This window comes from Streptomyces sp. NPDC090499, assembly GCF_044769305.1.
Taxonomy (GTDB): domain Bacteria; phylum Actinomycetota; class Actinomycetes; order Streptomycetales; family Streptomycetaceae; genus Streptomyces.
Map to the genome: position 1 here is coordinate 12,658 of NZ_JBIVXP010000031.1, position 21,245 is coordinate 33,902.

19 protein-coding genes and 1 pseudogene are annotated in these 21,245 nt (G+C 73.0%); 11 read left to right on the plus strand and 9 right to left on the minus strand.

Annotation, left to right across the window (positions count from 1 at the left end; genetic code table 11):
* Nucleotides 1-447: 447 nt before the first annotated feature.
* The 3 genes from ACIQVL_RS49005 (at nt 448) to ACIQVL_RS49015 (ending at nt 3,297) form a co-directional block, all read left to right on the plus strand.
* Complete coding sequence (locus ACIQVL_RS49005) at nt 448-1,068, plus strand: L-threonylcarbamoyladenylate synthase (RefSeq protein WP_403478953.1); 621 nt, start codon at nt 448-450, stop codon at nt 1,066-1,068.
* Nucleotides 1,069-1,182: 114 nt separating this feature from the next.
* Nucleotides 1,183-1,938 (plus strand): dienelactone hydrolase family protein, encoded by a 756-nt coding sequence (locus tag ACIQVL_RS49010; protein ID WP_403441395.1) that lies wholly within the window; start codon nt 1,183-1,185, stop codon nt 1,936-1,938.
* Nucleotides 1,939-2,097: 159 nt separating this feature from the next.
* Nucleotides 2,098-3,297 (plus strand): glycoside hydrolase family 64 protein, encoded by a 1,200-nt coding sequence (locus ACIQVL_RS49015; RefSeq protein WP_403478954.1) that lies wholly within the window; start codon nt 2,098-2,100, stop codon nt 3,295-3,297.
* Nucleotides 3,298-3,353: 56 nt separating this feature from the next.
* Here the strand turns inward: ACIQVL_RS49015 and ACIQVL_RS49020 are convergent, their stop codons facing one another.
* Both ACIQVL_RS49020 and ACIQVL_RS49025 read right to left on the minus strand, forming a co-directional pair.
* A complete protein-coding gene (locus tag ACIQVL_RS49020; protein ID WP_403478955.1) occupies nt 3,354-5,759 on the minus strand; it encodes a M4 family metallopeptidase in 2,406 nt (801 codons plus the stop codon).
* Between the two features lie 254 nt (nt 5,760-6,013).
* Nucleotides 6,014-6,457 carry a GNAT family N-acetyltransferase gene (locus ACIQVL_RS49025; RefSeq protein ID WP_403478956.1) on the minus strand — a complete coding sequence of 148 codons (444 nt, stop codon included), beginning with the start codon at nt 6,455-6,457 and terminating at the stop codon, nt 6,014-6,016.
* Between the two features lie 210 nt (nt 6,458-6,667).
* Here ACIQVL_RS49025 and ACIQVL_RS49030 point away from each other — a divergent pair, with 210 nt between their 5' ends.
* The 4 genes from ACIQVL_RS49030 to ACIQVL_RS49045 all read left to right on the plus strand — a co-directional run bounded on the left by ACIQVL_RS49030 (nt 6,668) and on the right by ACIQVL_RS49045 (nt 11,379).
* Complete coding sequence (locus ACIQVL_RS49030) at nt 6,668-7,318, plus strand: NADPH-dependent F420 reductase (RefSeq protein WP_403441383.1); 651 nt, start codon at nt 6,668-6,670, stop codon at nt 7,316-7,318.
* A gap of 165 nt (nt 7,319-7,483) precedes the next feature.
* The gene (locus ACIQVL_RS49035) at nt 7,484-8,524 is read left to right on the plus strand and encodes an MHYT domain-containing protein (protein ID WP_403478957.1); all 1,041 of its coding nucleotides are present in this window, start codon (nt 7,484-7,486) and stop codon (nt 8,522-8,524) included.
* Nucleotides 8,525-8,757: 233 nt separating this feature from the next.
* A complete protein-coding gene (locus tag ACIQVL_RS49040; protein ID WP_403478958.1) occupies nt 8,758-10,260 on the plus strand; it encodes a metallophosphoesterase family protein in 1,503 nt (500 codons plus the stop codon).
* Between the two features lie 87 nt (nt 10,261-10,347).
* Entirely contained in the window at nt 10,348-11,379 is a 1,032-nt protein-coding gene (locus tag ACIQVL_RS49045) for an LLM class flavin-dependent oxidoreductase (protein ID WP_403478959.1), read from the plus strand.
* Nucleotide 11,380: 1 nt separating this feature from the next.
* On the opposite strand, the gene ACIQVL_RS49050 is transcribed toward ACIQVL_RS49045, so the two are convergent.
* Entirely contained in the window at nt 11,381-12,355 is a 975-nt protein-coding gene (locus ACIQVL_RS49050) for a TauD/TfdA dioxygenase family protein (RefSeq protein WP_403478960.1), read from the minus strand.
* A gap of 89 nt (nt 12,356-12,444) precedes the next feature.
* Between ACIQVL_RS49050 and ACIQVL_RS49055 the strand changes: the two are divergent.
* Both ACIQVL_RS49055 and ACIQVL_RS49060 read left to right on the plus strand, forming a co-directional pair.
* Nucleotides 12,445-12,796 (plus strand): annotated as a pseudogene (locus tag ACIQVL_RS49055) (DNA polymerase ligase N-terminal domain-containing protein); the annotation flags it as partial.
* 142 nt (nt 12,797-12,938) lie between these two features.
* Nucleotides 12,939-13,373 (plus strand): cupin domain-containing protein, encoded by a 435-nt coding sequence (locus tag ACIQVL_RS49060; RefSeq protein ID WP_403441369.1) that lies wholly within the window; start codon nt 12,939-12,941, stop codon nt 13,371-13,373.
* 14 nt (nt 13,374-13,387) lie between these two features.
* Here ACIQVL_RS49060 and ACIQVL_RS49065 read toward each other — a convergent pair whose 3' ends face one another.
* The 6 genes from ACIQVL_RS49065 to ACIQVL_RS49090 all read right to left on the minus strand — a co-directional run bounded on the left by ACIQVL_RS49065 (nt 13,388) and on the right by ACIQVL_RS49090 (nt 19,562).
* Nucleotides 13,388-15,745: a SpoIIE family protein phosphatase gene (locus tag ACIQVL_RS49065; RefSeq protein WP_403478961.1), complete on the minus strand. Its 2,358-nt coding sequence runs from the start codon at nt 15,743-15,745 to the stop codon at nt 13,388-13,390.
* 57 nt (nt 15,746-15,802) lie between these two features.
* Complete coding sequence (locus tag ACIQVL_RS49070) at nt 15,803-16,270, minus strand: peroxiredoxin (protein ID WP_403441364.1); 468 nt, start codon at nt 16,268-16,270, stop codon at nt 15,803-15,805.
* Complete coding sequence (locus tag ACIQVL_RS49075) at nt 16,271-16,648, minus strand: DoxX family protein (protein WP_403478962.1); 378 nt, start codon at nt 16,646-16,648, stop codon at nt 16,271-16,273.
* A 102-nt stretch (nt 16,649-16,750) separates the two neighbouring features.
* Nucleotides 16,751-17,287 (minus strand): MarR family winged helix-turn-helix transcriptional regulator, encoded by a 537-nt coding sequence (locus ACIQVL_RS49080; protein ID WP_403441358.1) that lies wholly within the window; start codon nt 17,285-17,287, stop codon nt 16,751-16,753.
* Nucleotides 17,288-17,376: 89 nt separating this feature from the next.
* Nucleotides 17,377-18,102, minus strand: coding sequence for a polysaccharide deacetylase family protein (locus tag ACIQVL_RS49085; RefSeq protein ID WP_403441355.1), 726 nt, complete (start codon nt 18,100-18,102; stop codon nt 17,377-17,379).
* Nucleotides 18,099-19,562 carry a glycosyltransferase gene (locus ACIQVL_RS49090; RefSeq protein ID WP_403478963.1) on the minus strand — a complete coding sequence of 488 codons (1,464 nt, stop codon included), beginning with the start codon at nt 19,560-19,562 and terminating at the stop codon, nt 18,099-18,101. The genes ACIQVL_RS49085 and ACIQVL_RS49090 overlap by 4 nt, the downstream gene beginning before the upstream one ends.
* A 193-nt stretch (nt 19,563-19,755) precedes the next feature.
* Between ACIQVL_RS49090 and ACIQVL_RS49095 the strand changes: the two genes are divergently transcribed.
* Together ACIQVL_RS49095 and ACIQVL_RS49100 are read left to right on the plus strand one after the other, a co-directional pair.
* Nucleotides 19,756-20,169: a BlaI/MecI/CopY family transcriptional regulator gene (locus ACIQVL_RS49095; RefSeq protein ID WP_403478964.1), complete on the plus strand. Its 414-nt coding sequence runs from the start codon at nt 19,756-19,758 to the stop codon at nt 20,167-20,169.
* Nucleotides 20,170-20,173: 4 nt separating this feature from the next.
* Nucleotides 20,174-21,184: a M56 family metallopeptidase gene (locus ACIQVL_RS49100; protein ID WP_403478965.1), complete on the plus strand. Its 1,011-nt coding sequence runs from the start codon at nt 20,174-20,176 to the stop codon at nt 21,182-21,184.
* The last annotated feature ends 61 nt before the right edge of the window (nt 21,185-21,245 follow it).

Here is a 21,245-nt window from a genome sequence, read left to right on the forward strand (position 1 = left end):
GCCTCGGTCCACGGACGTTACCCGATGGACGAAGCCCGGTCCCGACCGGCGGGCACGGCTCCGCCGGCGGCCCTCGGGGGAAGGGCCGCCGACGGAGGAAGCCTCACCCGGGACCGGGGGGAGGGTCCCGGGGTGGCCGATTCTTCGGGTGCCCAGGAATCCCCGGGGTATGCACACCGATTTCCCGAGGCCGCCGACACCTCGAAGCCCACGGCCCGGCAGCGCCCCGAAGGGGCGCGGGGAACTGCGCGACCCGCCACGACGGCGCCGCAGACGGCCCGCGGTCGGCAGCGCCCCCGAAGGAGCGCGGGGAACTGCACGACCAGCCACGACGGCGCCGCAGACGACGGACGACACATCTCGGCACTCCCAGCGCAGCGCAGCGCCCCGCACCGCTGCGCAGCGCCCCGCTCGGCCGGAAGTCGCCGTACGGCATAAGCTCGGCGGATGGCGAAGTACTTCGACGTGCACCCCGACAACCCGCAGCCGCGCAGCATCTCGCAGATCGCCGACGCGGTCCGCTCGGGGTCGCTCATCGCATATCCGACCGACTCCTGCTACGCGCTGGGCTGCCAGCTCGGCAGCCGGGACGGCATCGACCGGATCCGCACCATCCGGCATCTCGACGACCGGCACCACTTCACGCTGATGTGCCGGGACTTCGCGCAGCTCGGCCAGTTCGTGCGCGTCGACAACGACGTGTTCCGGGCCGTGAAGGCGTCGACGCCCGGCAGCTACACCTTCATCCTCCCGGCGACCCGGGAGGTGCCCCGCAAGCTGCTGCACCCGAAGAAGAAGACCGTCGGGGTCCGCATCCCCGACCACGTGGTCACCCAGGCGCTGCTGGCGGAGATGGTCGAGCCGCTGCTGTCCAGCACCCTGCTGCTGCCGGACGAGGACGAGCCGCTGACCCAGGGCTGGGAGATCAAGGACCGGCTGGACCACCAGGTGGACGCGGTGGTCGACTCCGGGGAGTGCGGCACCGAGCCGACCACGGTCATCGACTTCTCCGGCGGCGAGGCGGAGATCGTGCGCCGGGGCGCCGGCGACACCTCCCGCTTCGAGTGAACTCGAGGATCCCCCGTCCGCAGCTCTCTCACCCCCGCGTGCCACGATGATCGTGACATGCCGCGCCGGGTGTCCCCCACCCCGACGCCGACTCCACAGAGAGGCACTTGCGCCATGACCGCCGTACAGGGAACCGACGTGGACATCACCACCGAGGACGGCGTCGCCGACGCCTACCTGGCCCACCCCGCCGACGGACTGCCCCACCCGGGCGTGCTCCTGTACCAGGACGCCTTCGGGATCCGTCCGCACCTGAAGTCGATGGCGGACCGGCTCGCCGGCGCGGGCTACACGGTCCTGCTCCCGAACGTCTTCTACCGCAGCGGCCGCACTCCGGTCATCGACCTCCCCGAGTTCATCGACCCCTCGGTGGACCCGACGATCTGGCAGCAGATCATGCCGATCATGATGTCGCTGACCCCCGAGCTCAGCGACCGGGACTCGGCCGCCTACCTGGACTGGCTGGCCAAGAGCCCGCTGGTGGCCGACGGACCGGTGGCGATCACCGGTTACTGCATGGGCGCCCGGCTCGCCGTGCGCACCGCCGCCGCGTTCCCGGACCGGGTCGCCGCCGCGGGCGGCTTCCACGGCGGCCGGATGGTCACCGACGACGCGGACAGCCCGCACCTGCTGGCCGACCGGATCACCGCGGAGCTGTACTTCGGTTTCGCGGACCAGGACCAGTCGATGACCGAGGAGCAGATCGCCACCTTCGAGGCGGCGCTCACCGCCGCCGGGGTCCGCAACACCTGCGAGATCTACCGGGGCGCCGACCACGGGTACACGCAGGCCGACACCCCGGCCTACTCCGCCGAGGCCGACGAGCGGCACTGGTCCGCGCTGCTCGACCTGCTGAAGCGCACCTTCTGATCCACCCGCTCCACCCGGTTACGGGGGCCCGCCGACCGGCGGGCCCCGTTTTCGTCCAGCTTGTTGACATGGACCCGACCTGCCGCCAACCTGAGAGCGCTCTCAGAATTGGTCCGGACCAATTTCCGGGCCAACCCCGACCCCACACGGAGGTGGAGAGTGCGCACAGGACTCGTACGCCGGGCGCTGCCGTTCACGGCGGCGGCCGCGCTGATCGGCGGGGCGCTCGCCCTGGGCACGCCGGCGCCGGCCGGGGCGGCCGTGCCGGACACGATCCCGCTGAAGATCACCAACAACTCCGGCCGCGGCGACCAGGTGTACGTCTACGACCTCGGCACCCAGCTCTCCTCGGGACAGCAGGGCTGGGCCGACGCGAACGGCACCTTCCACGCCTGGCCGGCCGGCGGCAACCCACCGACCCCGGCGCCGGACGCCTCGATCACGGGCCCGGCGGCGGGCCAGTCGAAGACGATCCGGATCCCGAAGTTCTCCGGCCGGATCTACTTCTCCTACGGCCAGAAGCTCGACTTCCGGCTGACCACCGGCGGTCTGGTGCAGCCCGCGGTGCAGAACCCGACCGACCCCAACCGGAACATCCTCTTCAACTGGTCCGAGTACACGCTGAACGACTCGGGCCTGTGGATCAACAGCACCCAGGTGGACATGTTCTCGGTGCCGTACGCGGTCGGGGTGCAGCGCTCCGACGGCAGCACGGCGAGCACCGGGCACCTCAGGTCGGGCGGCTACAACGGGTTCTTCGGCGCCCTGCGCGGCCAGTCCGGCGGCTGGGCCAACCTCGTCCAGACCCGCTCCGACGGCACCGTGCTCCGCGCGCTCTCCCCGCTCTACGGCGTGGAGACGGGGGCGCTTCCGTCGACCGTCATGGACGACTACGTCAACCGGGTCTGGTCGAAGTACACGACGTCGACCCTGACCGTCACGCCGTTCGCCGACCAGCCGAACACCAGGTACTACGGCCGGGTCTCGGGGAACGTCATGAACTTCACCAACTCGGCCGGAGCGGTGGTGACGAGCTTCCAGAAGCCCGACGCGAACAGCATCTTCGGCTGCCACAACCTCCTCGACGCGCCCAACGACCTGGTCCGCGGACCGATCTCGCGCACGCTCTGCGCTGGCTTCAACCGGTCGACTCTGCTGACGAGTTCGAACCAGCCGGACACCAACCCGGCCGACTTCTACAAGGACGCGGTGACCAACCAGTACGCGCGCGCCGTCCACGCCCAGACGGCCGACGGCAAGGCGTACGCCTTCGCCTTCGACGACGTCGGCAACCAGGAGTCCCTGGTCAACGACGGCAGTCCGCAGCAGGCGTACCTCACGCTCGACCCGCTGAGCTGACGTGCACGAGTGTCCCGCACCCGGCTCGCGGGTGCGGGACACTCCACTGCGCTACGTCAGCCGGTCGTGACGGCGGTGTCGTCGACGACGAAGCTGGTCTGCAGCGAGGAGTCCTCGACACCGCTGAACTTCAGGGTGACGGTCGAGCCCGCGTAGGACCCGAGGCTGAAGGACTTCTGCACGTACCCGGAGGCCGCGTTGAGGTTGGAGTACGTGGCCAGGGTGGTCGAACCGGCGGTGACCGTCAGCTTGTCGTACTGGGTGCTGGTCGTGGTCTCGGCCGTGTCGACGTGCAGGTAGAAGGTGAACGTGGTCGCGGTGCAGCCGGACGGGATCGTCACCGACTGGGACAGCGTGTCGGTGTGGGTGGAGCCGTAGCCGTCGAGCCACGCCTTGTACGAACCGGTACGGGCCGCCTCACCGCTGTCGGTGGTGATGACACCGCTGGTGGCGGTCCAGGTGGTGTTGCCCGACTCGAAGCCCGGGTTGCCGAGCAGCTGGGTCGAGGTGCAGGTGCCCCCGCCGCCGCTGGAACTGACGGTCCAGGTGAAGGAGGCCGTGCCGGTGGCACCCGTCGAGTCGGTCACCGTGACGGTGGTGCTGTAGCTGCCCGCCGTCGTGGGTGTGCCGGTGATGGCGCCGGTCGAGCTGCTGATCGACAGCCCGGTCGGCAGGCCGGTCGCCGCGTAGGTCAGCGAGCCGCTGTTGGTGCTGCTCGCCGATATCTGCAGGCTCACCGCGGTGCCCACGGTCGAGGACTGGCTGCCCGGGTTGGTGACCGTGACGCCCGAGGTGGGCACGGTGATGTGGCTGCCGACGTTGATGCCGGCGAACGCGTTGCCGACACCCGCGTACTGGGCGGAACTGGTGCCGTACAGCGCCGCGGCCGCGTTCAGGGCGGCGGTGCGGGCGCCCGCGTAGTTGGTACTGGACGTCATGTACGTCGTCAGCGCCTTGTACCAGATCTGCAGGGCCGCGGCCCGGCCGATACCGGCGACGGCGACGCCGTCGGAGGTCGGGCTGTTGTACGTGACGCCGTTGATGGTCTTGCTGCCGCTGCCCTCGGACAGCAGGTAGAACATGTGGTTCGCGGGACCCGAGGAGTAGTGCACGTCGAGGTTGCCGACCCCGGAGTACCAGCTGTCGGCCGACGAGCCGTCCTTGTCCGGCTCGTCCATGTAACGCAGCGGCGAGCCGTCGCCGTTGATGTCGATCTTCTCGCCGATGAGGTAGTCACCGACGTCGGTGGAGTTGTTGGCGTAGAACTCCACGCCGGTGCCGAAGATGTCGGAGGTCGCCTCGTTCAGGCCGCCCGACTCGCCGGTGTAGTTGAGCCCCGCCGTGTTCGAGGTGACGCCGTGGCTCATCTCGTGGCCCGCGACGTCGAGCGAGGTGAGGGCATGGGTGCTGCTCGTGCCGTCGCCGTAGGTCATGCAGAAGCAGTCGTCGTCCCAGAAGGCGTTGACGTACGCCGTGCTGTAGTGGACGCGGCTGTAGGCGGCGACGCCGTCGTTCTTGATGCCGCTGCGACCGAACGTGTTCTTGTAGAAGTCCCAGGTCATCTGGGCGCCGTAGGCCGCGTCGGCGCCTGCGGTCTGGGTGTTGGACCCGGATCCGGTGCCCCAGACGTCGTCGGAGTCGGTCATCAGGGTGCCGGTGCCCGACGTGCCGTTGTTGAGGCTGTACGTCTTGTGGCCGCCGCGCGTGGTGTCGTACAGCTGGTACGTCGAACCCGACAGCGTCGTGTTCAGGGTGACCGTGCCGCTGTACTGGGTGTTGCCGGTGCCGGTCTGGACGGCCTGGTAGCGGTAGAGCTCCTTGCCGGTGGTGGCGTCCGTGACGACGTGCAGCTTGCTGGGCGTGCCGTCGTCCTGGAAGCCGCCGATCACGGTCTCCCAGGCGAGCTTCGGGGTGCCGTTCCCGGCCCAGATCACCTTGCGGGCGCTGTCGGCGACGGGCTTCTGCGCGTCGAGTGCCTTCGCCGCCTTGAGCGCCTTGGTCTGGGCGGCGGACTTGCTGTAGGCCGCGCTGACCGTGGGCACCGTGACGGTGTGCCTGTTGTTGTTGAAGGTCGTGCTCACGGTGCCGGCCGCGAGGGACGCGGGCGGGGTGTGCACGACCAGGTCGCCGCCGAGGACCGGCAGACCGGCGTAGGTGCGCTCGTAACGGGTGTGCACGGTGCCGTCGTTGTCCTTGACGACATCCTTGACGACCAGTTTCTCCTTGGCGCCGAGGCCGATGGTGCGGGCGGTCGCGGCGGTCTTCTGCTGGGCGCTCTTGAGCAGCGCGCTGTGCTGGGCGGGGGTGAGCCTGGCCTCCACGCCGCCGGTGCGCAGGGGGCTGGGGTGGGGGGTGGCGGGCTTGGCGTTCGCCGGGACCGACTGGATGCCGACGGCGAGGAAGGCCGCGGTGGAGACCAGAGCGGCTCCTACCGTGGCCCGTCTGTGGGGAAGACGTCTCACTCGTACTCCTCCTGCTGCGGCCGCCGGGTCGCGGCCGGTGACAGACCGGGCAGACGGGGATGTGCTGTCCGGGAAGAGCTGAGCTGTGCGGGAACCGGGATCCGGGAAGGTGCGTGGTCCGTGATCCGTGGACACGCCGGGGAGAAAGCGTGTGCTGAGCGAGGATTCCAGATTTGACCCGCACATGTCAGCCAGGTCGAGGTCGTTCGAGGGTTTTCCCTATGCAGGACGGGACGTTCGGAACGGAACGACGCTCACGGGGACGGCAGGCGCACCATGAACACGTCCACCCGGTCCTCGCTCTCGACCAGGAACCCGTGGCGCTCGTACAGCCGCCGGGCGGCACTGCCCTGCAGGACGTTCAGCCGTACCGGGACGCCGTCGCGATCGCACCGCTCCAGCAACTCGCGCAGCACGGCCGAGCCGATGCCCCTGCCCTGCGCGTGCGGGGCCAGATAGAAGTGTTCCAGCCGGCGGGTGTCACCGGCCGGCCGCAGCGCCACACAGCCCGCGAAGGCGCCGGCCGCCTCGATCACCCAGGTGTGGGCCGCGTCGAACCCGTCCCGCAGCCGCTGCCGGACCCGCTGCTCGTCGTACCGGCCGAGCCGCTCCAGGTCGTCCCGCATGACGACGGCACGCAGTTCGGCCACCGCCTCGACGTCCGCGTCCGACGCCGGCCGCACCTTCCAGTCCGCCATGATCGACACGCTATCCGCCGCGGCCGGCCGCCGGGGAAGCGGGGCGGGGAACCCGGCGCGATCGGCGGACCCTGGACGCGCACGCCCGGGTGCGGGCACCAGCCCGAGCCAGGCCAAGCCGACCGATTTATCATGATTCAGAACGAATGCAACAGTCTCGCACCCCCGACCGACCGTCGGCAGCTCCCACCCCACGGAAGGGGCACACGCATGCGGGTCTTCATCGTCGGCACAGGCAACATGGCGGGCGGTATCGCCACCCGGGCGCTGGCGGGCGGGCACACGGTGCGGCTGGTCGGCACGGATCCGGCCAAGGCCGCGACGCTCGCCGACGCGCTGGGCGCGCGGACGCCGGGGGCGGACGTGGCGCCCGCGGTGCCGGACGCGGTCGGGTCGGCGGACGTGGTGGTGCTGGCCGTGCCGTTCGACGCGGCGAAGCAGGTCGTGACCGAGTACGGGGACCAACTCGCCGGGAAGACCGTCGTCGACATCTCCAATCCCGTGGACTTCTCGACCTTCGACTCGCTCACGGTGCCCGCGGACAGCTCCGGCGCCCAGCAGCTGGCCGAGGCCGCCGCGCCGGGCACGCACCTGGTGAAGGCCTTCAACACGACGTTCGCGGGCTCGCTGGTCGCGGGTGAGGTGGGCGGGCTGCCGCTGGACGTGTTCATCGCCGGAGACGACGCGGCCGCCCGCGACCAGGTGGCCGAGCTGGTCTCCTCCGGCGGGCTGAATCCGGTGGTCGTCGGCGGACTGCGGCACGCCCGGGAGCTGGAGGGCATCCAGCTGCTGCACATGGCCCTGCAGACCCGGCCCGAGGGGCACGGCTGGATGAGCGCGATCAAGATCGTCGCACCCTGAGTTCCCCGGAGCCGCCCGCGCCGCGGCCGGAAACCAGCCCTGCGGCGGCGCTGCCGTTCCCTGTTCCCGAGAGACAGCTGAAGTCCCGGTGAACGCCCCGGCGCACGCCCCCGGCGCGTAGTACCTTCCCCCACAACAGCCGTGACTCTGGGGGGAGTTGCACACATGCACGGCACGACGGAAGGTTTCCACTACGGCGCGGTGACTCCGGTCGCGGCCTATCTGATGGCCTGTCTGGGCGGCGCGCTGGGGCTGCGCTGCATCGTCAGGTCGCTGTACCACCACGGGGAGTCGTGGCGGCCCGGCTGGCTCGCCCTGGGGGCGGCCGCGATCGGCTGCGGCATCTGGACGATGCACTTCATCGCCATGATCGGCTTCCACGTCCGGGAGACCACGGTCCGCTACGACGTGGGCCTGACCCTGCTCAGTCTGGCGGTGGCGATCCTGGTGGTCGGCATCGGCGTCTTCGCGGTCGGCTACCGGGGCGCGACCACGGGGACGCTGTGCACGGCGGGCGTCGTCACCGGGCTCGGCGTGGCCGCCATGCACTACCTGGGCATGGCCGCGCTCCGCTTTGACGGAACGATTCACTACGACCGGGTGACGGTCGGCCTCTCCGTCCTGATCGCGATCGCGGCGGCGACGGCCGCGCTGTGGGCGGCCGTGTCGGTGCGGGGCTTCACGGCGAGCCTGGGCGCGAGCCTGGTGATGGGCCTCGCGGTGTCCGGCATGCACTACACCGCCATGGCGGCCGTGAGCGTCGATGTGCACCCGGCGTCCGCCACCTCCTGGTCGAGCGCGTCACCCACCTCACTGCTGCTGCCGATGCTGCTCGGCCCGATCGTGTTCCTGCTGCTGGCCGGGGTGGTGGTGATGTTCGACCCGCTGCTGGTCCTGGGCGAGGCGGACTGGGACCGGCAGGCGGCCGGGCGGAACGGTCCGCCGAAGGCGCCGGCCGGAACGGCGCACTCACGCCCACCGGGCGGACGCCGCTCGCGCACCCCCCGCAACCGCGGCGGCAGCCCGCCGCGCCCGGTACCCGGCCCGCACACCGCGGCGCCGCACCCGGCGCCGTCCGGCACGGACCGGTACGGCACCCCGGGCCGCCCGGCACCTGGCGGCACCGGCCGGTTCGGCACCCCCGACCACCGGGCGCCGGGTCCGCAGGATCCGTACGGAGCCCCCTCGAACCCCTACGAATGGTGACCGGCCCCGCCCGCAACATGCGATCGATGCCGACGCGCGCGGGAGGCTGTCACCCAGGCCGTCACACGACAGGGCCCGTGAGCCGGCGAGGACGCTCTCGCCGGCCTCCGGCGACGGGTGCCACGGCGCACCCCGAGACGGTTCCGGAGTCCGCTCGCTGCCCCGGGATGCCGGTACACCGTTGCCCCGACCGCGAATGCGGTTCGCGACATTGATCGTTGTACCGTTCCCGCGTGTCTGACTCCTCACGCGATACCGCAGAAGGCGCCGGCTGGGGCGAGGCCGAGCACGGCGCCTACCGCCAACTGATGCCGGGCCATGTCGAGAAGCTGTTCTGGTTCAACCCGAGGACCATGTGGGCCGCCCGCAACGGTGTGCTGGCCTCCTGGTTCGGCGACCCGACCGGCCGAACCCGCAGCCGTTGGGTGGCGCAGCGGGCGGCCGCCGGGGCACCCGCCGACAAGGTGATCCGGCGTCATGAGACGGACCGGTTCTCGTTCATGGTGATCGGCGACACCGGCGAGGGCGACGCCTCCCAGTACGCCGTCGTGCCGGGGTTCCTGAAGGCGAGTCAGGACACCGACTTCGCGGTGATCGCGAGCGACGTGATCTATCCGGTGGGCGCCACCGACGACTACGGCACCAAGTTCTTCCGCCCGTACCGGGACTATCCGGCGCCGATCTACGCGATACCCGGCAACCACGACTGGTACGAGGACCTCGGCGCGTTCATGCGCGTCTTCTGCGACGACACCCCGGCGCTCCCGGCCGGACCGAGGCCGCGCCCGCTCACCCGCGCCTGGTGGCGCACCCTGCTGTGGCACCGCCCGCGTCCGGCGAACGAGCAACTCCTGGCCGACGCGAGGAAGTTGCGCGGGCAGCAGGAGCAGACGGCCGTGCAGCCGGGACCGTACTGGGCGATCGACGCCGGGCCGGTCCGGATCGTCGGCATCGACACCGGCCTGCTCGGCACCATCGACGCCGAACAGGGCGCCTGGCTGCGGGAGGTGTCCCGCGGACCGCGTCCGAAGATCCTCGTCACCGGCTCCCCGCTGTACGTGGACGGCGAGCACCATCCGTGCGCGATCGAGGGCGGCGGCACGGTCGACGACATCGTCCGAGACCCGGCGCACCACTACGTGGCGGCGATCGGCGGCGACATCCACAACTACCAGCGCTACCCCGTCGACGTGGCCGGACGCACCGTCCAGTACGTGGTGGCGGGCGGCGGCGGTGCCTTCATGCACGCCACCCACACCATCCCGCCGGTGTCGATCGCGAACGTCACCGAGGACGACTTCCGCTGCTACCCGCTGCGCGGTGACTCGCTCGCGTTCTACAGCCGGCTGTACGGCCGACGGCTGCGGCTCCGCCGCTTCTTCACCCTCAGCGAGGCGGAGGCGACGGCCGTGATCGCCGAGCGCCTCGGCATCAGGCCCGGCCGCACGCCCGCCGCGGACACGCGGGTCACCCGCCGCACCCGCCTGGTCGCGACCCTGCTCGGTGCCGGCAGCCGCCCGGACCGCGGGCCGCGCTTCCGGCTGCCCGTGAAGAAGATCTACACCCAGCTGTTCTCCCCCGGCTCGGCCACCTACAGCCCGCCCTTCTTCAAGTGCTTCCTGCGCCTCGACGTCGGCCCGGAGGCGGTCCGGCTGCGCTGCTTCGCCGCCACCGGGAACCGGCCGCAGGAGCTGGACCCGCCGGTCGAGGACGAGATCGTCATCCCCCTGACCTGACCCGGAACCGATCCGGAGCTGATCACACTCCCGCAATGTTCGGGTGCCACAATCGGGTCAGAACCACGTACGACCGCTGGAGGACCCGTGCCGTCCACCCCCCGCCCGCTGCGCAGACTGGGCTTCCTCACCATCGGCCTGTTCGACGGCGCGGATCCGGGCCGGGGGCACGAGTCCACACTGGAGATCATCGAGCTGGGCGAGCGGCTGGGCTTCGACAGCGCGTGGGTGCGCCACCGGCACCTCCAGTACGGCATATCGTCGCCGGTCGCCGTCCTCGCGGCGGCCTCGCAGCGGACCAGCCGGATCGAGCTGGGCACCGCGGTGATCCCGCTGGGCTGGGAGAACCCGCTGCGGCTCGCCGAGGACCTGGCGACCGTCGACATTCTGTCCGGCGGCCGCCTCAACCCGGGGGTCAGCGTGGGCCCGCCCATGCACTACGAGCAGGTCAGGGAGGCCCTCTACCCGGACACGGCCGACGTCGAGGACTTCAGCTACGAGCGGGTGCGGCGGCTGCTGGACTTCGTCCGGGGCAAGCCGGCCACCGACTTCAGCGGGGTGGAGGGCTTCGAGGTGTTCTCCGACGTCGTCCAGCCGCACTCCGCCGGGCTCGGGCGGCGGCTCTGGTACGGCGGCGGCAGCCTCGGCTCGGCCCGCTGGGCGGGCGAGCACGGCATGAACTTCCTGACCAGCAGTGTCGTACGGGCCGGGGACGAGGCGGACGCGTACGACTTCGCGGAGATCCAGCTCGCGCACATCCGGGAGTTCCGCGCCCATCACCCGGACGGCGAGGCGGCACGGGTCTCCCAGGGGCTGGTGGTCGTCCCCACCGACTCCGCCACCCCGGAGCAGCGCGCCAGGTACGAGGCGTACGCGGCCAAGCGGCTGCCCCGCACCACGGCCCCGCAGGGTCCCGGGCGGCTGCTGTTCGCGCCGGACATCGTCGGCACCTCGGCCGAGATCGTCGAACAGCTGCACGCGCACGCCGCGTTCCGCGAGGTCGACGAGGTGGCCTTCGCGCTGCCGTTCACCTTCGAGCACGAGGACTACGTGCAGATCCTCACCGACATGGCGACCCGGCTGGGCCCGGCGCTCGGCTGGCGCCCGGCCGCCGCCTGAGTCACCAGCGGCGCACCTGCGTGCCGGTCACCGGCTCCGACGGCTTGCCGTCCACCCCGACCGGCACCTCGCCGTGCAGCATCACCCGGTGCATGACGCGGGGGAAGTCCAGGTGGGCGTTGTCGCCGGGCGCGAGGTGGATGGTGGCCCTGTTGTCCCAGAAGGCGACGCTGCCGGACTCCCAGCGGAACCGGACCGTGTACTCGGGCCGTACCGCCTGTTCGAGCAGCATCTCCAGGAGCGCGGCGCTCTCCGGGCGGGAGACACCGGCGATCTGCTCGACGTAGTAGCCGTTGACATACAGCACCCGCTCCCCGCTCTCGGGGTGCACCCGCACCAGCGGGTGCACCGAGGCCACCTGGTGGTCGAGGAGGTGGCGCAGGTAGGAGTCGTCGCCGGAGCGGGGCTGGTAGCCGACGCCGAGGCGGTGCTCGGAGCGCAGGCCGTCGACGAAGTCGCGCACGGGCGCGGAGAGTCCGGCGTAGGCGGCGGCCAGGTTGGCCCAGGTGGTGTCGCCGCCGTACGGCGGGACGGTCTCCGCGCGCAGGACGGTCGCGGCGGGCGGGTCGATGCGGGCGCCGTGGTCGCAGTGCCAGCCGCGCAGCAGGGTGTGCCGGCGCCGCCGGAGCCACTCCTCGTGCTCCATCCCGAACCGGCCGCCGAGCTCCAGCCGGTCGGCGGTGGTCTCCACCTCGGGAAAGCCGGCCGGTGAGGCGCTGCCGCGCCGGCCGAGCACGACCGGTTCGCCGAAGCGGCGGGCGAAGGCGACGTGCCCGGCGTGGTCGAGCCGCTGGTCGCGGAAGAAGACGACCTTCCAGCGCAGCACGGCCTCCCGGATCAGGGCGACCACGGCGTCGTCGAGTTCCGCGGCGAGGTCGACCCCGGTGATCTCGGCCCCGATGTATCCGGCGACGGGTCTCACCTCGGCTCCGGCGGCGCCCTGTGCCCGTCCTGCCGTACCCCGGTCGGTCGTCATGCGTACTCCGCGTGGTCGTCGGTACCCGTCCGGGGAAGATCGTGTCAGCCCGGCCCGCACCGCGGAAGGGAGCCCCGGCCCGGGTCGATCAGGTCGGCGGCATCCTGAAGTCCTGGGCGGTCCCGAAGGGCGAGTACGGGGGTGGCACGGTGATCGTCCGGGACCACGGCTGGTACGAACCGGTCGGCCACGACCGCAGGGGGCACCCGGCCGGCCTCGCGGAGCCGCTGGAGCGCGGGCACACCACCTTCCGGCTGCACGGGCTCCAAGCTGCACGGCGAGTACGCCCTGACCCGGTTCCGGGGCCGCGACGGCGAGGACGCCCGGCTGCCCGTGAAGAAGCGGGCCGGCCGCTCGGACGGCCACGGCACGCCCGACCCGCGGCGGGCCCGTTCGGCGCGCTCGGGCCGCACCCTCGCCCAGGTCGCGGCGGACGCGGGCGAGGCGTGGCGGGCGGCGTCCGGCGCTGTCGGCGGCAACGTCACCTGCTCGTGCGCGGATTGGGCCGTTCGCGCCTCGCCCGGCCGTGCGGGGGCCTATGTTCACGAAGGTACTCGATCTTCGGTTCAGGAGGCCCCCACACATGCGTACCGCACTCCGTACCGCCATGGCCGGGGCGGTGGCCGCAGGCACTCTGCTGACCTGCGGCACCGCCCATGCCACCCCCGCCGGCCCCGGCGTGACCGGCAGGGTGCTCAGCCAGACCACCGTCGGCGACACGGACTACGTCCTGCGGGAGATCACCGTCCCGCCCGGCCAGACGACCGGCTGGCACTACCACGACGGCCCGGTCTACGGGTACGTCCAGAAGGGCACGCTCAGCCACTTCCACTCGGACTGCAAGGAGGACGGCGTCTACCGGCGGGGCGGCACGGTGTACGAGTCGGGCGGGCCGGGCGACGTGCACCTGGGCGCCAACCTCGGGGACACCGACCTGGTCCTGGACGTGCTCTACATCCTGCCGCACGGCTCGCCGTACTCGGAGTCGGTGCCGAACCCGGGCTGCGACTTCGAGTAGGGGCGAGGAGCCTGTCACTCGCCGGCGACCGGCAACGGGCCTGCGGGCAGCGGCTGTTCGGCCCAGATCGTCTTGCCGCTGCCCGTCTGCCTGCTGCCCCAGCGCTGGGTGAGCTGGGCGACCAGGAGCAGGCCGCGGCCGCCCTCGTCGAAGGCGTGCGCCCGGCGCAGGTGCGGTGAGGTGGAACTGCCGTCGGAGACCTCGCAGATGAGGGCGCGGTCGCGGATCAGGCGCAGCTGGATGGGCGGTTCGCCGTAGCGGATGGCGTTGGTGACGAGTTCGCTGACGACGAGTTCGGTGACGAACGAGGCCTCGTCCAGGCCCCAGTCGGTGAGCCGTTCGACGGCCGCCTGCCGGAAGTGCGCCACCTCGGCGGGGACGGGCGGCACGTCCCAGGTGGCGACCCGGTCGGCGCCGAGCACGCGGGTGCGGGCCAGCAGCAGGGCGACGTCGTCGGCCGGCTGTTCCGGCAGGACGGCCTTGAGGACGTTGTCGGTGAGGTCCTCCAGGGAGTCGGAGGGTGCGCTCAGGGCGCGGCACAGCTCCTCGATGGCGCGGTCCACGTCCCGGTCGCGGTCCTCGACCAGGCCGTCCGTGTAGAGGGCGACGACGGCTCCCTCGGGCAGTTCGAGCTCCGCCGCCTCGAAGGGCAGACCGCCGACGCCGAGCGGCGGCCCCGCGTTCATCGGGATCAGCTCGGCCACGCCGCCCGGCAGTACGACCGCGGGTGCCGGATGCCCGGCGGCGGCAAGACTGAGCCGTCGCGAGACGGGGTCGTAGACGGCGTACAGGCAGGTGGCGCCCAGTTCGGCGACCTCCTCGCCGGAGCCGTCGGCGGCGAGGTGGGTGACCAGGTCGTCCAGGTGGGTGAGGAGTTCGTCGGGGGGCAGGTCGACGTCCGCGAGGGTGCGTACGGCGGTGCGCAGGCGGCCCATGGTGGCGGAGGAGGGGATGCCGTGGCCGACGACGTCGCCGACGACCAGGCCGACCCGGCTGCCGGAGAGCGGGATCACGTCGAACCAGTCGCCGCCGATGCCGGCCTGCGATCCGCTGGGGAGATAGCGGTGGGCGACCTCGACGGCGGCCTGGGGCAGGCCGCGCGGGAGCAGGCTGTGCTGGAGGGCGAGGGCGGTGGAGCGCTCGCGGGCGAAGCGGCGGGCGTTGTCGATGCAGACGGCGGCGCGGCTGGCGAGTTCCTCGGCGAAGACGGTGTCGTCGATGACGTAGTCGTCGGGATGGCGCATGCGCACGCCCACCACGACACCGAGCAGGACGCCGCGGGCCTGCAGGGGTACGGCGATCATGGAGTGGACGCCCTCGCGGTAGGGCCGGCCCTCGGGCGCGCGGGCGTTGCGCTCCTCGACCCAGCGGCGGAACTCGGGTTCGCCGGCCTGGCCGACCACGGCCCGCCGCTCCCGCAGCGCCCGCGCCGGCGGTGACACCGCCGGGTGTGCCTCGGACTCGCCCAGCCGTACGGCGGCCTCGGGGGTGCCCTCGGTCACGGAGCCGTGGGCGACCCGGCGCAGGGCGATGTCGCCCTCCGGCACGGTGAGCGGTTCCTCGGCGCCGAGGACCCAGTCGAGGAGGTCGACGCTGGCGAAGTCGGCGTACCGGGGGACGAGGAGTTCGACGAGCTCCTCGGCGGTGCGCACCACGTCGAGCGTGGTGCCGATGGAGTTGGCCGCCTCGTTGAGGAGGGCGAGCCGGAGCCGGGCCAGGTACTGCTCGGTGCTGTCGAAGGCGGCGAGGGCGACGGCCGTGAGTTCGCCGTCGGGGTCGCGCAGCGGCCACATCTCGATGCTCCAGGCGTGTTCCCGGTTCAGGACGGGGGCGCCGGTGAAGCTCTCGTAGCGGACGGGCCTGCCGGTCTCGGCGACCTGGCGCAGATGGCGGAGGAAGCCCTCGCCGTGCGGGGCCTCCTCGACGGTGTCCAGGAAGAAGCGGCCCAGCAGGGCCTCCTCGGGGACGCCCAGGACGTGGCAGGCGGCGGCGTTGGAGCGGAGGTAGCGCTGGCGGAGGTCGAAGACCGACATGGACATGGAGGCCTGCTGGAAGGCCTGGCCGGCGAGGGTGGGGTCGGCCTGAAAGGGCGGGTCGGCGGTGAGCACGTAGCCGGTGGTGGCGCCGTCGGGGCCGAGGACGGGGCAGGCGCTCAGGGCGATCTCCGTGCGGCGTCCGTCGGCGCACCGCAGGGCCACGGTCCCGCGGCGGGCGGCCACCGCCTCGGCGGGGACCTGCTCGGCGAGGAGGTCGGTGGCGGGTCTGCCCACGACCTCCTCCGCCCGGTGCCCGGTGAGCATCCGCGCACCCTCGCTCCACCCCGTCACCCGGCCCAGGGCATCGATGATCGCCGCGGCGGCGACACGCTCCATACGCCCCAGGATGGGACCTATGTCCCGGCGCATCAAGCGCGGACCACCTGCGTCGGCTCAGCCCCGATGGGCACGCAGGGCGGCCAGCGCCCGGTCGGCGTGCGTGTTCATGCGCAGCTCGCTGCGGACGACCTCCAGGACGGTACGGTCCTGGGCGATCACGAAGGTGGCCCGCCTGGTCGGGGCGAGCGAGAAGCCCCGCTTCACGCCGAACAGCTCCCGGACGGTGCCGTCCGCGTCGGAGAGCAGCGGCATGCCGAGCGTGTGCTTCCCGGAGAACTCCTGCTGGCGTTCCACGCTGTCCCCGCTGATCCCGACGGGCCGGGCGCCGGCGGCCGCGAACTCGGCGGCGAGGTCCCGGAAGTGGCACGCCTCGGCGGTGCACCCGGCCGACAGGGCGGCGGGGTAGAAGAAGAGCACGACCGGCCCGTCGGCCAGCAGCTCCGTGAGGGTCCGCGTCGTACCGGTCTCGTCCGGCAGCGCGAAGTCCTCGATCGTGCTTCCCACCTCGACAGGTGCCGCCATCTATCGGCCCTCCTCGTTGCGTGCGACCCCGCGCGCCCACAGCACCAGGGGGACCTGGAGCGGGAGGCGGGCGAGGGCCGCGGTTCTGAGCGGCTCGGGCCGCTTCTGCCAGTCGACGGCCATCTGCACGTTGGCCGGGAACACACCCACGAAGAAGGCGGCGGCCGCCCGGGCCGCCGCCTTGCGGGTACGCGGCAGGGCGATCCCCGCCGCCAGTGCCAGCTCGACAGCCCCGCTGCCGTACGTCCAGGCCCGCGGGGATCCGGGCAGCGCCTTCGGGATCGTCGCGTCGAACTGCTTCGGCACCGCGAAGTGGGCGACCCCGGCGGTGGCGAGCAGTCCCGCGAGCAGCAGGGGTGAACGTTCGGACCGGGCCACGAAGCCTCCTCTGACGACCTGCCGCCGGATATTACCGGGCGGTACCGGCCCGCACCGCGCCGGGTCGGCCGTCGGCCCGGCCGCGCGCGTACCGCGGCCGCCTCACACGGCCCGGGACGCCGGGGGCACCGTGTCGGCGGTCTCCTGACCGGGTTCGTCCTCCACCGCGTAGGCCAGGAAGTCGTCGACCATGCGGTGGAAGAGCGTGGCCAGCTGCCGCAGTTCCTCCGGCTCCCAGTCGTTGAGGGCCAGCTGCATGCCGCGTGCCCCGGCGTCCCGGACCCGGTCGACGGCGGCCCGGCCGGCGTCGGTGAGCTCGATCCGCTGGGCGCGGCGGTCGTCGGGGTCGGGGACGCGGGTGACGTAGCCCGACCGCTGGAGCTGCTGCACCGTGCGGGTCACGTGGGACGCCTCGACCCCGAGCCGCTGGGCCAGCTCCCCCGGGCGCAGCGGCTCGGAGTCGGCGACCTGGCGCAGCAGGGCCACCGCGGCGCGGTCCAGCGGCACACCGGCCAGGGCCATCAGCCGCTCGTGCTGGCGGGCCCGGGTGCTGAGGTAGGTGATGCGCGTCAGGGCGCGCTCGATCTCCACGACCTCGGGGGTGGCGGCGGGGACGTCTGGCAGCGGTTCTGTGGGCATACCGGCCAGTTTACCATATCGTTGCGTAACTCAAGTAAGTTACTGCGAGGGTTTACGCACCGTACTGCGCCGAGCGTACGCACCGGCCGTCAGACGCCGTGCTCGCGCAACGGCCCGACGGTGAGTCCCCGCCGGTCGCAGCTGTCCAGGAGACGCGGCAGCGCACCCAGGGCCGAGCGCCAGGCGCCCGGTGCCGAGGTGCAGTCGGAGTCGTGCAGCAGGACGGTGCCGCCGCCGTCCAGGTCCCGTACGACCGTGCGGTGGACGGAGTCCGGGGTGGCGCGGGCGGTCCAGTCCTCGCCCCAGCAGGTCCACAGCACCGGAGTGAGGCCGAGCCGGCGGGCGGCCAGGTGGGCCGCGGTGGACATCACTCCGTACGGCGGACGGAACAGCCGCGGCGCCTGTCCGGTGAGCTCGCCGACCGTGTCCCGGGCTCGGGCCAGGTCGTCATGGGTGGCCCGGGGGCCGCGCAGCAGGAGCGGCCGGTGCAGCCAGCCGTGGATCGCCACCTCGTGTCCGGCCGCGGCGATCTCCCGGACCAGGCCGGGTGAGCGGCGGGCCTGCTGGCCGAGCAGGAAGAAGGTGGCCCGGACCCGCCGCTCGTCCAGGGCGCGCAGGAAGAACGGCGTCGACAGCGGGTCCGGGCCGTCGTCGAAGGTGAGGGCGACGTGGTCGGCCCGGCCCCGGCCGGCGAGGCGGGGCATGGTGCGGTTGCGCAGCGGCCCGAAGGTGGAGACGACGGGGGCCGCGTGCAGGGCGAGTACCGGGAGGGCGGCGAGGGCGGCCGTGCGGAGCAGGCGTACGGGCGTGGTCACGAGTGGTGGTCCTCCTGGTGCGGGCCGCCGGGGTGGGTGTCGTCGTCGAGGTCCAGGGTGTGGCCGATGGCGTGGATGACGCCCGATCCGCTGCCGGTCGTGGCGACCGCGGTGCCGACCGCGCCGGCCCAGAGGGCACAGGCCACGGCCCCGCTGGCAGCGAGGCGCCGGACGGCCCGGCGCGGCCCGCGCCGGGCGGGCGCGAGGCCGGGAGCGCGGCCGACCGGGTCCGCCGGGGGCGACGGCAGCCGGTCGGGGCGGGGCGGGGCCGGCAGCGGGCCGCCGGTGCGGCAGGCGCGGGCTATCTCGTCGGCGGGTCCCGCTCCGGCGGGAGCGAACAGGGCGCGGCCCGCCTCGCGTTGCAGCAGGCCGCGCGGGCCGTCGATCAGGTCGGCCAGGACGTCCTTGAGTTCGCCCGGCTCGCGGATCCAGGCGGCGACCCCGGCCTCGTCGAGCGCCGCGGCGTTGGTGAGGCCGTGCCCGGGTATGCAGCGGTAGCTCGCGACGGGCAGCCCGGCGGCGAAGGCCTCCAGCGAGGTCAGCCCGCCCGCGTTCTGCACCAGTACGTCGGCCGCGTGCATCAGGCCCGGCATGTCGGCGACCCAGCCGTGGACGTGCTCGATGCCGTCGGCGCGCAGCCGCTCCGCAAGGGCCTCGTTGCGGCCGCAGACGACGACCGGTACGGCCGCGCCGCAGTCGCGCAGTTCCAGGGCGACCTGCCGGACCGGGCCGACCCCCCAGGAGCCGGCTACCAGCAGCGCCAGCGGGGCGTCCGCGGGGAGTCCGAAGCGGGTCCGGGCCGCCCGGCGCCGCTCGGGGTCGGCGGGACGGAAGCGCGGGTCCACGACCGGGCCGCCGACCCGGACGTCCCGGGCACCCAGGGCGCGGGCCTGCGCGGCGGGTACGGCGTGGGCGGCGAGGTGGACGTCGACACCCTCGGCCACCCACAGCGGGTGCACCGAGAAGTCGGTGAGGTAGGTGAACACCGGCACGTCGAGGCGGCCGGTCAGCCGCAGTCCGCCCAGGACGCGGCTGGCGCCCGGATAGGTGGAGACGACGGCGCCGGTACCGGCGGGGAGGGCGGCGCGCATGCGGTTCTCGGCGGTGCGCAGCAGGGCGCGGGCCAGCGGCCCGCCGCCGCCGGCGCGTTCGGTACTGGTGTAGACGCGCTGGTAGATCCAGGGTGCCCGGACGAGCATCCGGTGGTAGCTGTCCCGGACGGCCCGCCCGAGCCGGGCGGGCAGCAGGTCGAGCAGGTCGCACCGGTCGACCGTGAGACCGGCCGCCGTCAGCCGGCGTTCCAGTTCACGTGCGGCGCCGTCGTGGCCCGCGCCGATGCTCGCGGAGACGATCACGACGCGCTCGGCAGGCGTCGCGGGCCGGGGGGCACGCGCGGGCCGGGGACGCAGGGCGGCGGCCGCCAGGGCGCGCAGATGCACCGTACTTCCGGGGTGGGGCATGGGTGGGTTCCTCCGCAGAGACTCCGCAGGTGGAGTGGAGCGGCGAAACTCTACAACATGTAGTAGGTGAACTCGTACAAGTTGTAGTAGACGGCTTCGGTGCAGTTCTCCGGCGCCGGGCCCCGGTTCTACATGCCGTAGTAGCAGTCCGGGTAGGCTGTGGGCTCGAACGCTGGTTGAAGGACGGTGAACGGTGCGCGACCGGAAGAACGACGAGACCGGCGAGGCATCCGGCCGGCGGGCCCGCGGAGAGCTGGAGAGCGGGGTACTGGCCGCCCTGTGGGCCGCGTCCGAGCCGCTGACCGCCCGCCAGGTCCAGGAACGGCTGCCCGGGGACCTCGCCTACACGACCGTGCTGACGATCCTGTCCCGGCTGCACGACAAGGGCATGCTGGTACGGCACCGGGCCGGCCGGGGCTACGCGTACGCACCGGTGCGCGACGAGGCGTCCGACACCGCCCAGCGGATGCACACCCTGCTGGAGCGCGGCTCCGACCGGGAGGCCGTGCTCAGCCGGTTCGTCTCCGAACTCTCCGCGGCGGACGAGCAGCTGCTGCAGCGTCTGCTCGGGGAGCACGACGGCGGTCCCACCGGCGAAGGACCGTGAGCCGATGACCGTCAGCGTCTACGTCCCCTTCCTGGTCACCGTGGTCCTCGCGGGGCTCGCACCCCGGCTCGCCCGGCGGTTCGCACCGCGCCCGGCGGCCTGGGCGCTGGCCGGCGGCGCGCTGGTGACCGCGCTCGGCTGGCTGGGCTCGCTGGCGCTGCTGGCGTTCACCGGACTCGCGCAGATCCCCGAGGTCGCGGAGGAGGGCCGCTGGTCGGTCACGGCGCTGCGCGCGGACGATCCCGTGTACCTCACGGTGTCCGCGGTCGCGACGGTCACCCTGCTCGCCTCCCTCACCGGCCTCGCGGTGGCCGCCGTACGGCAGCTCCGGCATCTGCTCTGGGCCCGCCGGGAGTGCGCACGGCTGCCCGGGGACCTGGAGCTGGCCGTGCTCGACGACGCGTCGCCGCACGCCTTCGCGCTCCCCGGGGCGCCGGGCCGGATCGTGGTCTCGCACGGGATGCTGCGCCGCCTCGGCGGCACCGAGCGGGAGGCCCTGCTGGCCCACGAGCGGGCCCATCTGCGCGGCCGCCACCACCTCTTCCAGACCGCCTGGCGGCTCACCGCCGCCGCCTGCCCCCTGCTGCGGCCGCTCGCCGCGACCGGCGGGTTCGTGCTGGAGCGGTGGGCCGACGAGGAGGCCGCGGAACACGTCGGGGACCGGACGGTCGTCGCACGCGCGGTGGGCCGCGCGGCCCTCGCCTCGGCCAAGGCCCCGGCCGGTGCCTCGCTCGCGGCGACCGGGGGCGCCGTGCCACAGCGGGTCCGGGCGCTGCTCGCCCCGCCGCCACCGCGCCGCGCACTGCCGCTCGTCGCGGGGGCCGCACTGCTCGCGCTGTCCTGCGCGAGCCTGGCCGAGGCCACGTCCGACAGCGAGCGGATGATCGAGGGCGCCCAGTTCGCCGCCTGCGTGAGCTCGCTCAAGGACACCGGGATGCCGGCGCAGCCGCCCGCCCACGGCCCCTGCTGCCACCCGCCCCGCGACCACGACGAGCCGGGCCGCCGCTCCCGCTGATCGCCGCAGGGCTTGACACCTCGATCGGAGCGGGGGATATCGTCACCGGACGATCAGCAGG

What these genes read in the sequence shown, in the direction of transcription:
- ACIQVL_RS49005 (WP_403478953.1), top strand. Translation starts at nt 448, where the DNA reads ATGGCGAAGTACTTCGACGTGCACCCCGACAACCCGCAGCCGCGCAGC.
- ACIQVL_RS49010 (WP_403441395.1), top strand. Translation starts at nt 1,183, where the DNA reads ATGACCGCCGTACAGGGAACCGACGTGGACATCACCACCGAGGACGGC.
- ACIQVL_RS49025 (WP_403478956.1), bottom strand. Translation starts at nt 6,457, where the DNA reads ATGGCGGACTGGAAGGTGCGGCCGGCGTCGGACGCGGACGTCGAGGCG.
- ACIQVL_RS49030 (WP_403441383.1), top strand. Translation starts at nt 6,668, where the DNA reads ATGCGGGTCTTCATCGTCGGCACAGGCAACATGGCGGGCGGTATCGCC.
- ACIQVL_RS49035 (WP_403478957.1), top strand. Translation starts at nt 7,484, where the DNA reads ATGCACGGCACGACGGAAGGTTTCCACTACGGCGCGGTGACTCCGGTC.
- ACIQVL_RS49050 (WP_403478960.1), bottom strand. Translation starts at nt 12,355, where the DNA reads ATGACGACCGACCGGGGTACGGCAGGACGGGCACAGGGCGCCGCCGGA.
- ACIQVL_RS49060 (WP_403441369.1), top strand. Translation starts at nt 12,939, where the DNA reads ATGCGTACCGCACTCCGTACCGCCATGGCCGGGGCGGTGGCCGCAGGC.
- ACIQVL_RS49065 (WP_403478961.1), bottom strand. Translation starts at nt 15,745, where the DNA reads ATGGAGCGTGTCGCCGCCGCGGCGATCATCGATGCCCTGGGCCGGGTG.
- ACIQVL_RS49070 (WP_403441364.1), bottom strand. Translation starts at nt 16,270, where the DNA reads ATGGCGGCACCTGTCGAGGTGGGAAGCACGATCGAGGACTTCGCGCTG.
- ACIQVL_RS49080 (WP_403441358.1), bottom strand. Translation starts at nt 17,287, where the DNA reads ATGCCCACAGAACCGCTGCCAGACGTCCCCGCCGCCACCCCCGAGGTC.
- ACIQVL_RS49090 (WP_403478963.1), bottom strand. Translation starts at nt 19,562, where the DNA reads ATGCCCCACCCCGGAAGTACGGTGCATCTGCGCGCCCTGGCGGCCGCC.
- ACIQVL_RS49100 (WP_403478965.1), top strand. Translation starts at nt 20,174, where the DNA reads ATGACCGTCAGCGTCTACGTCCCCTTCCTGGTCACCGTGGTCCTCGCG.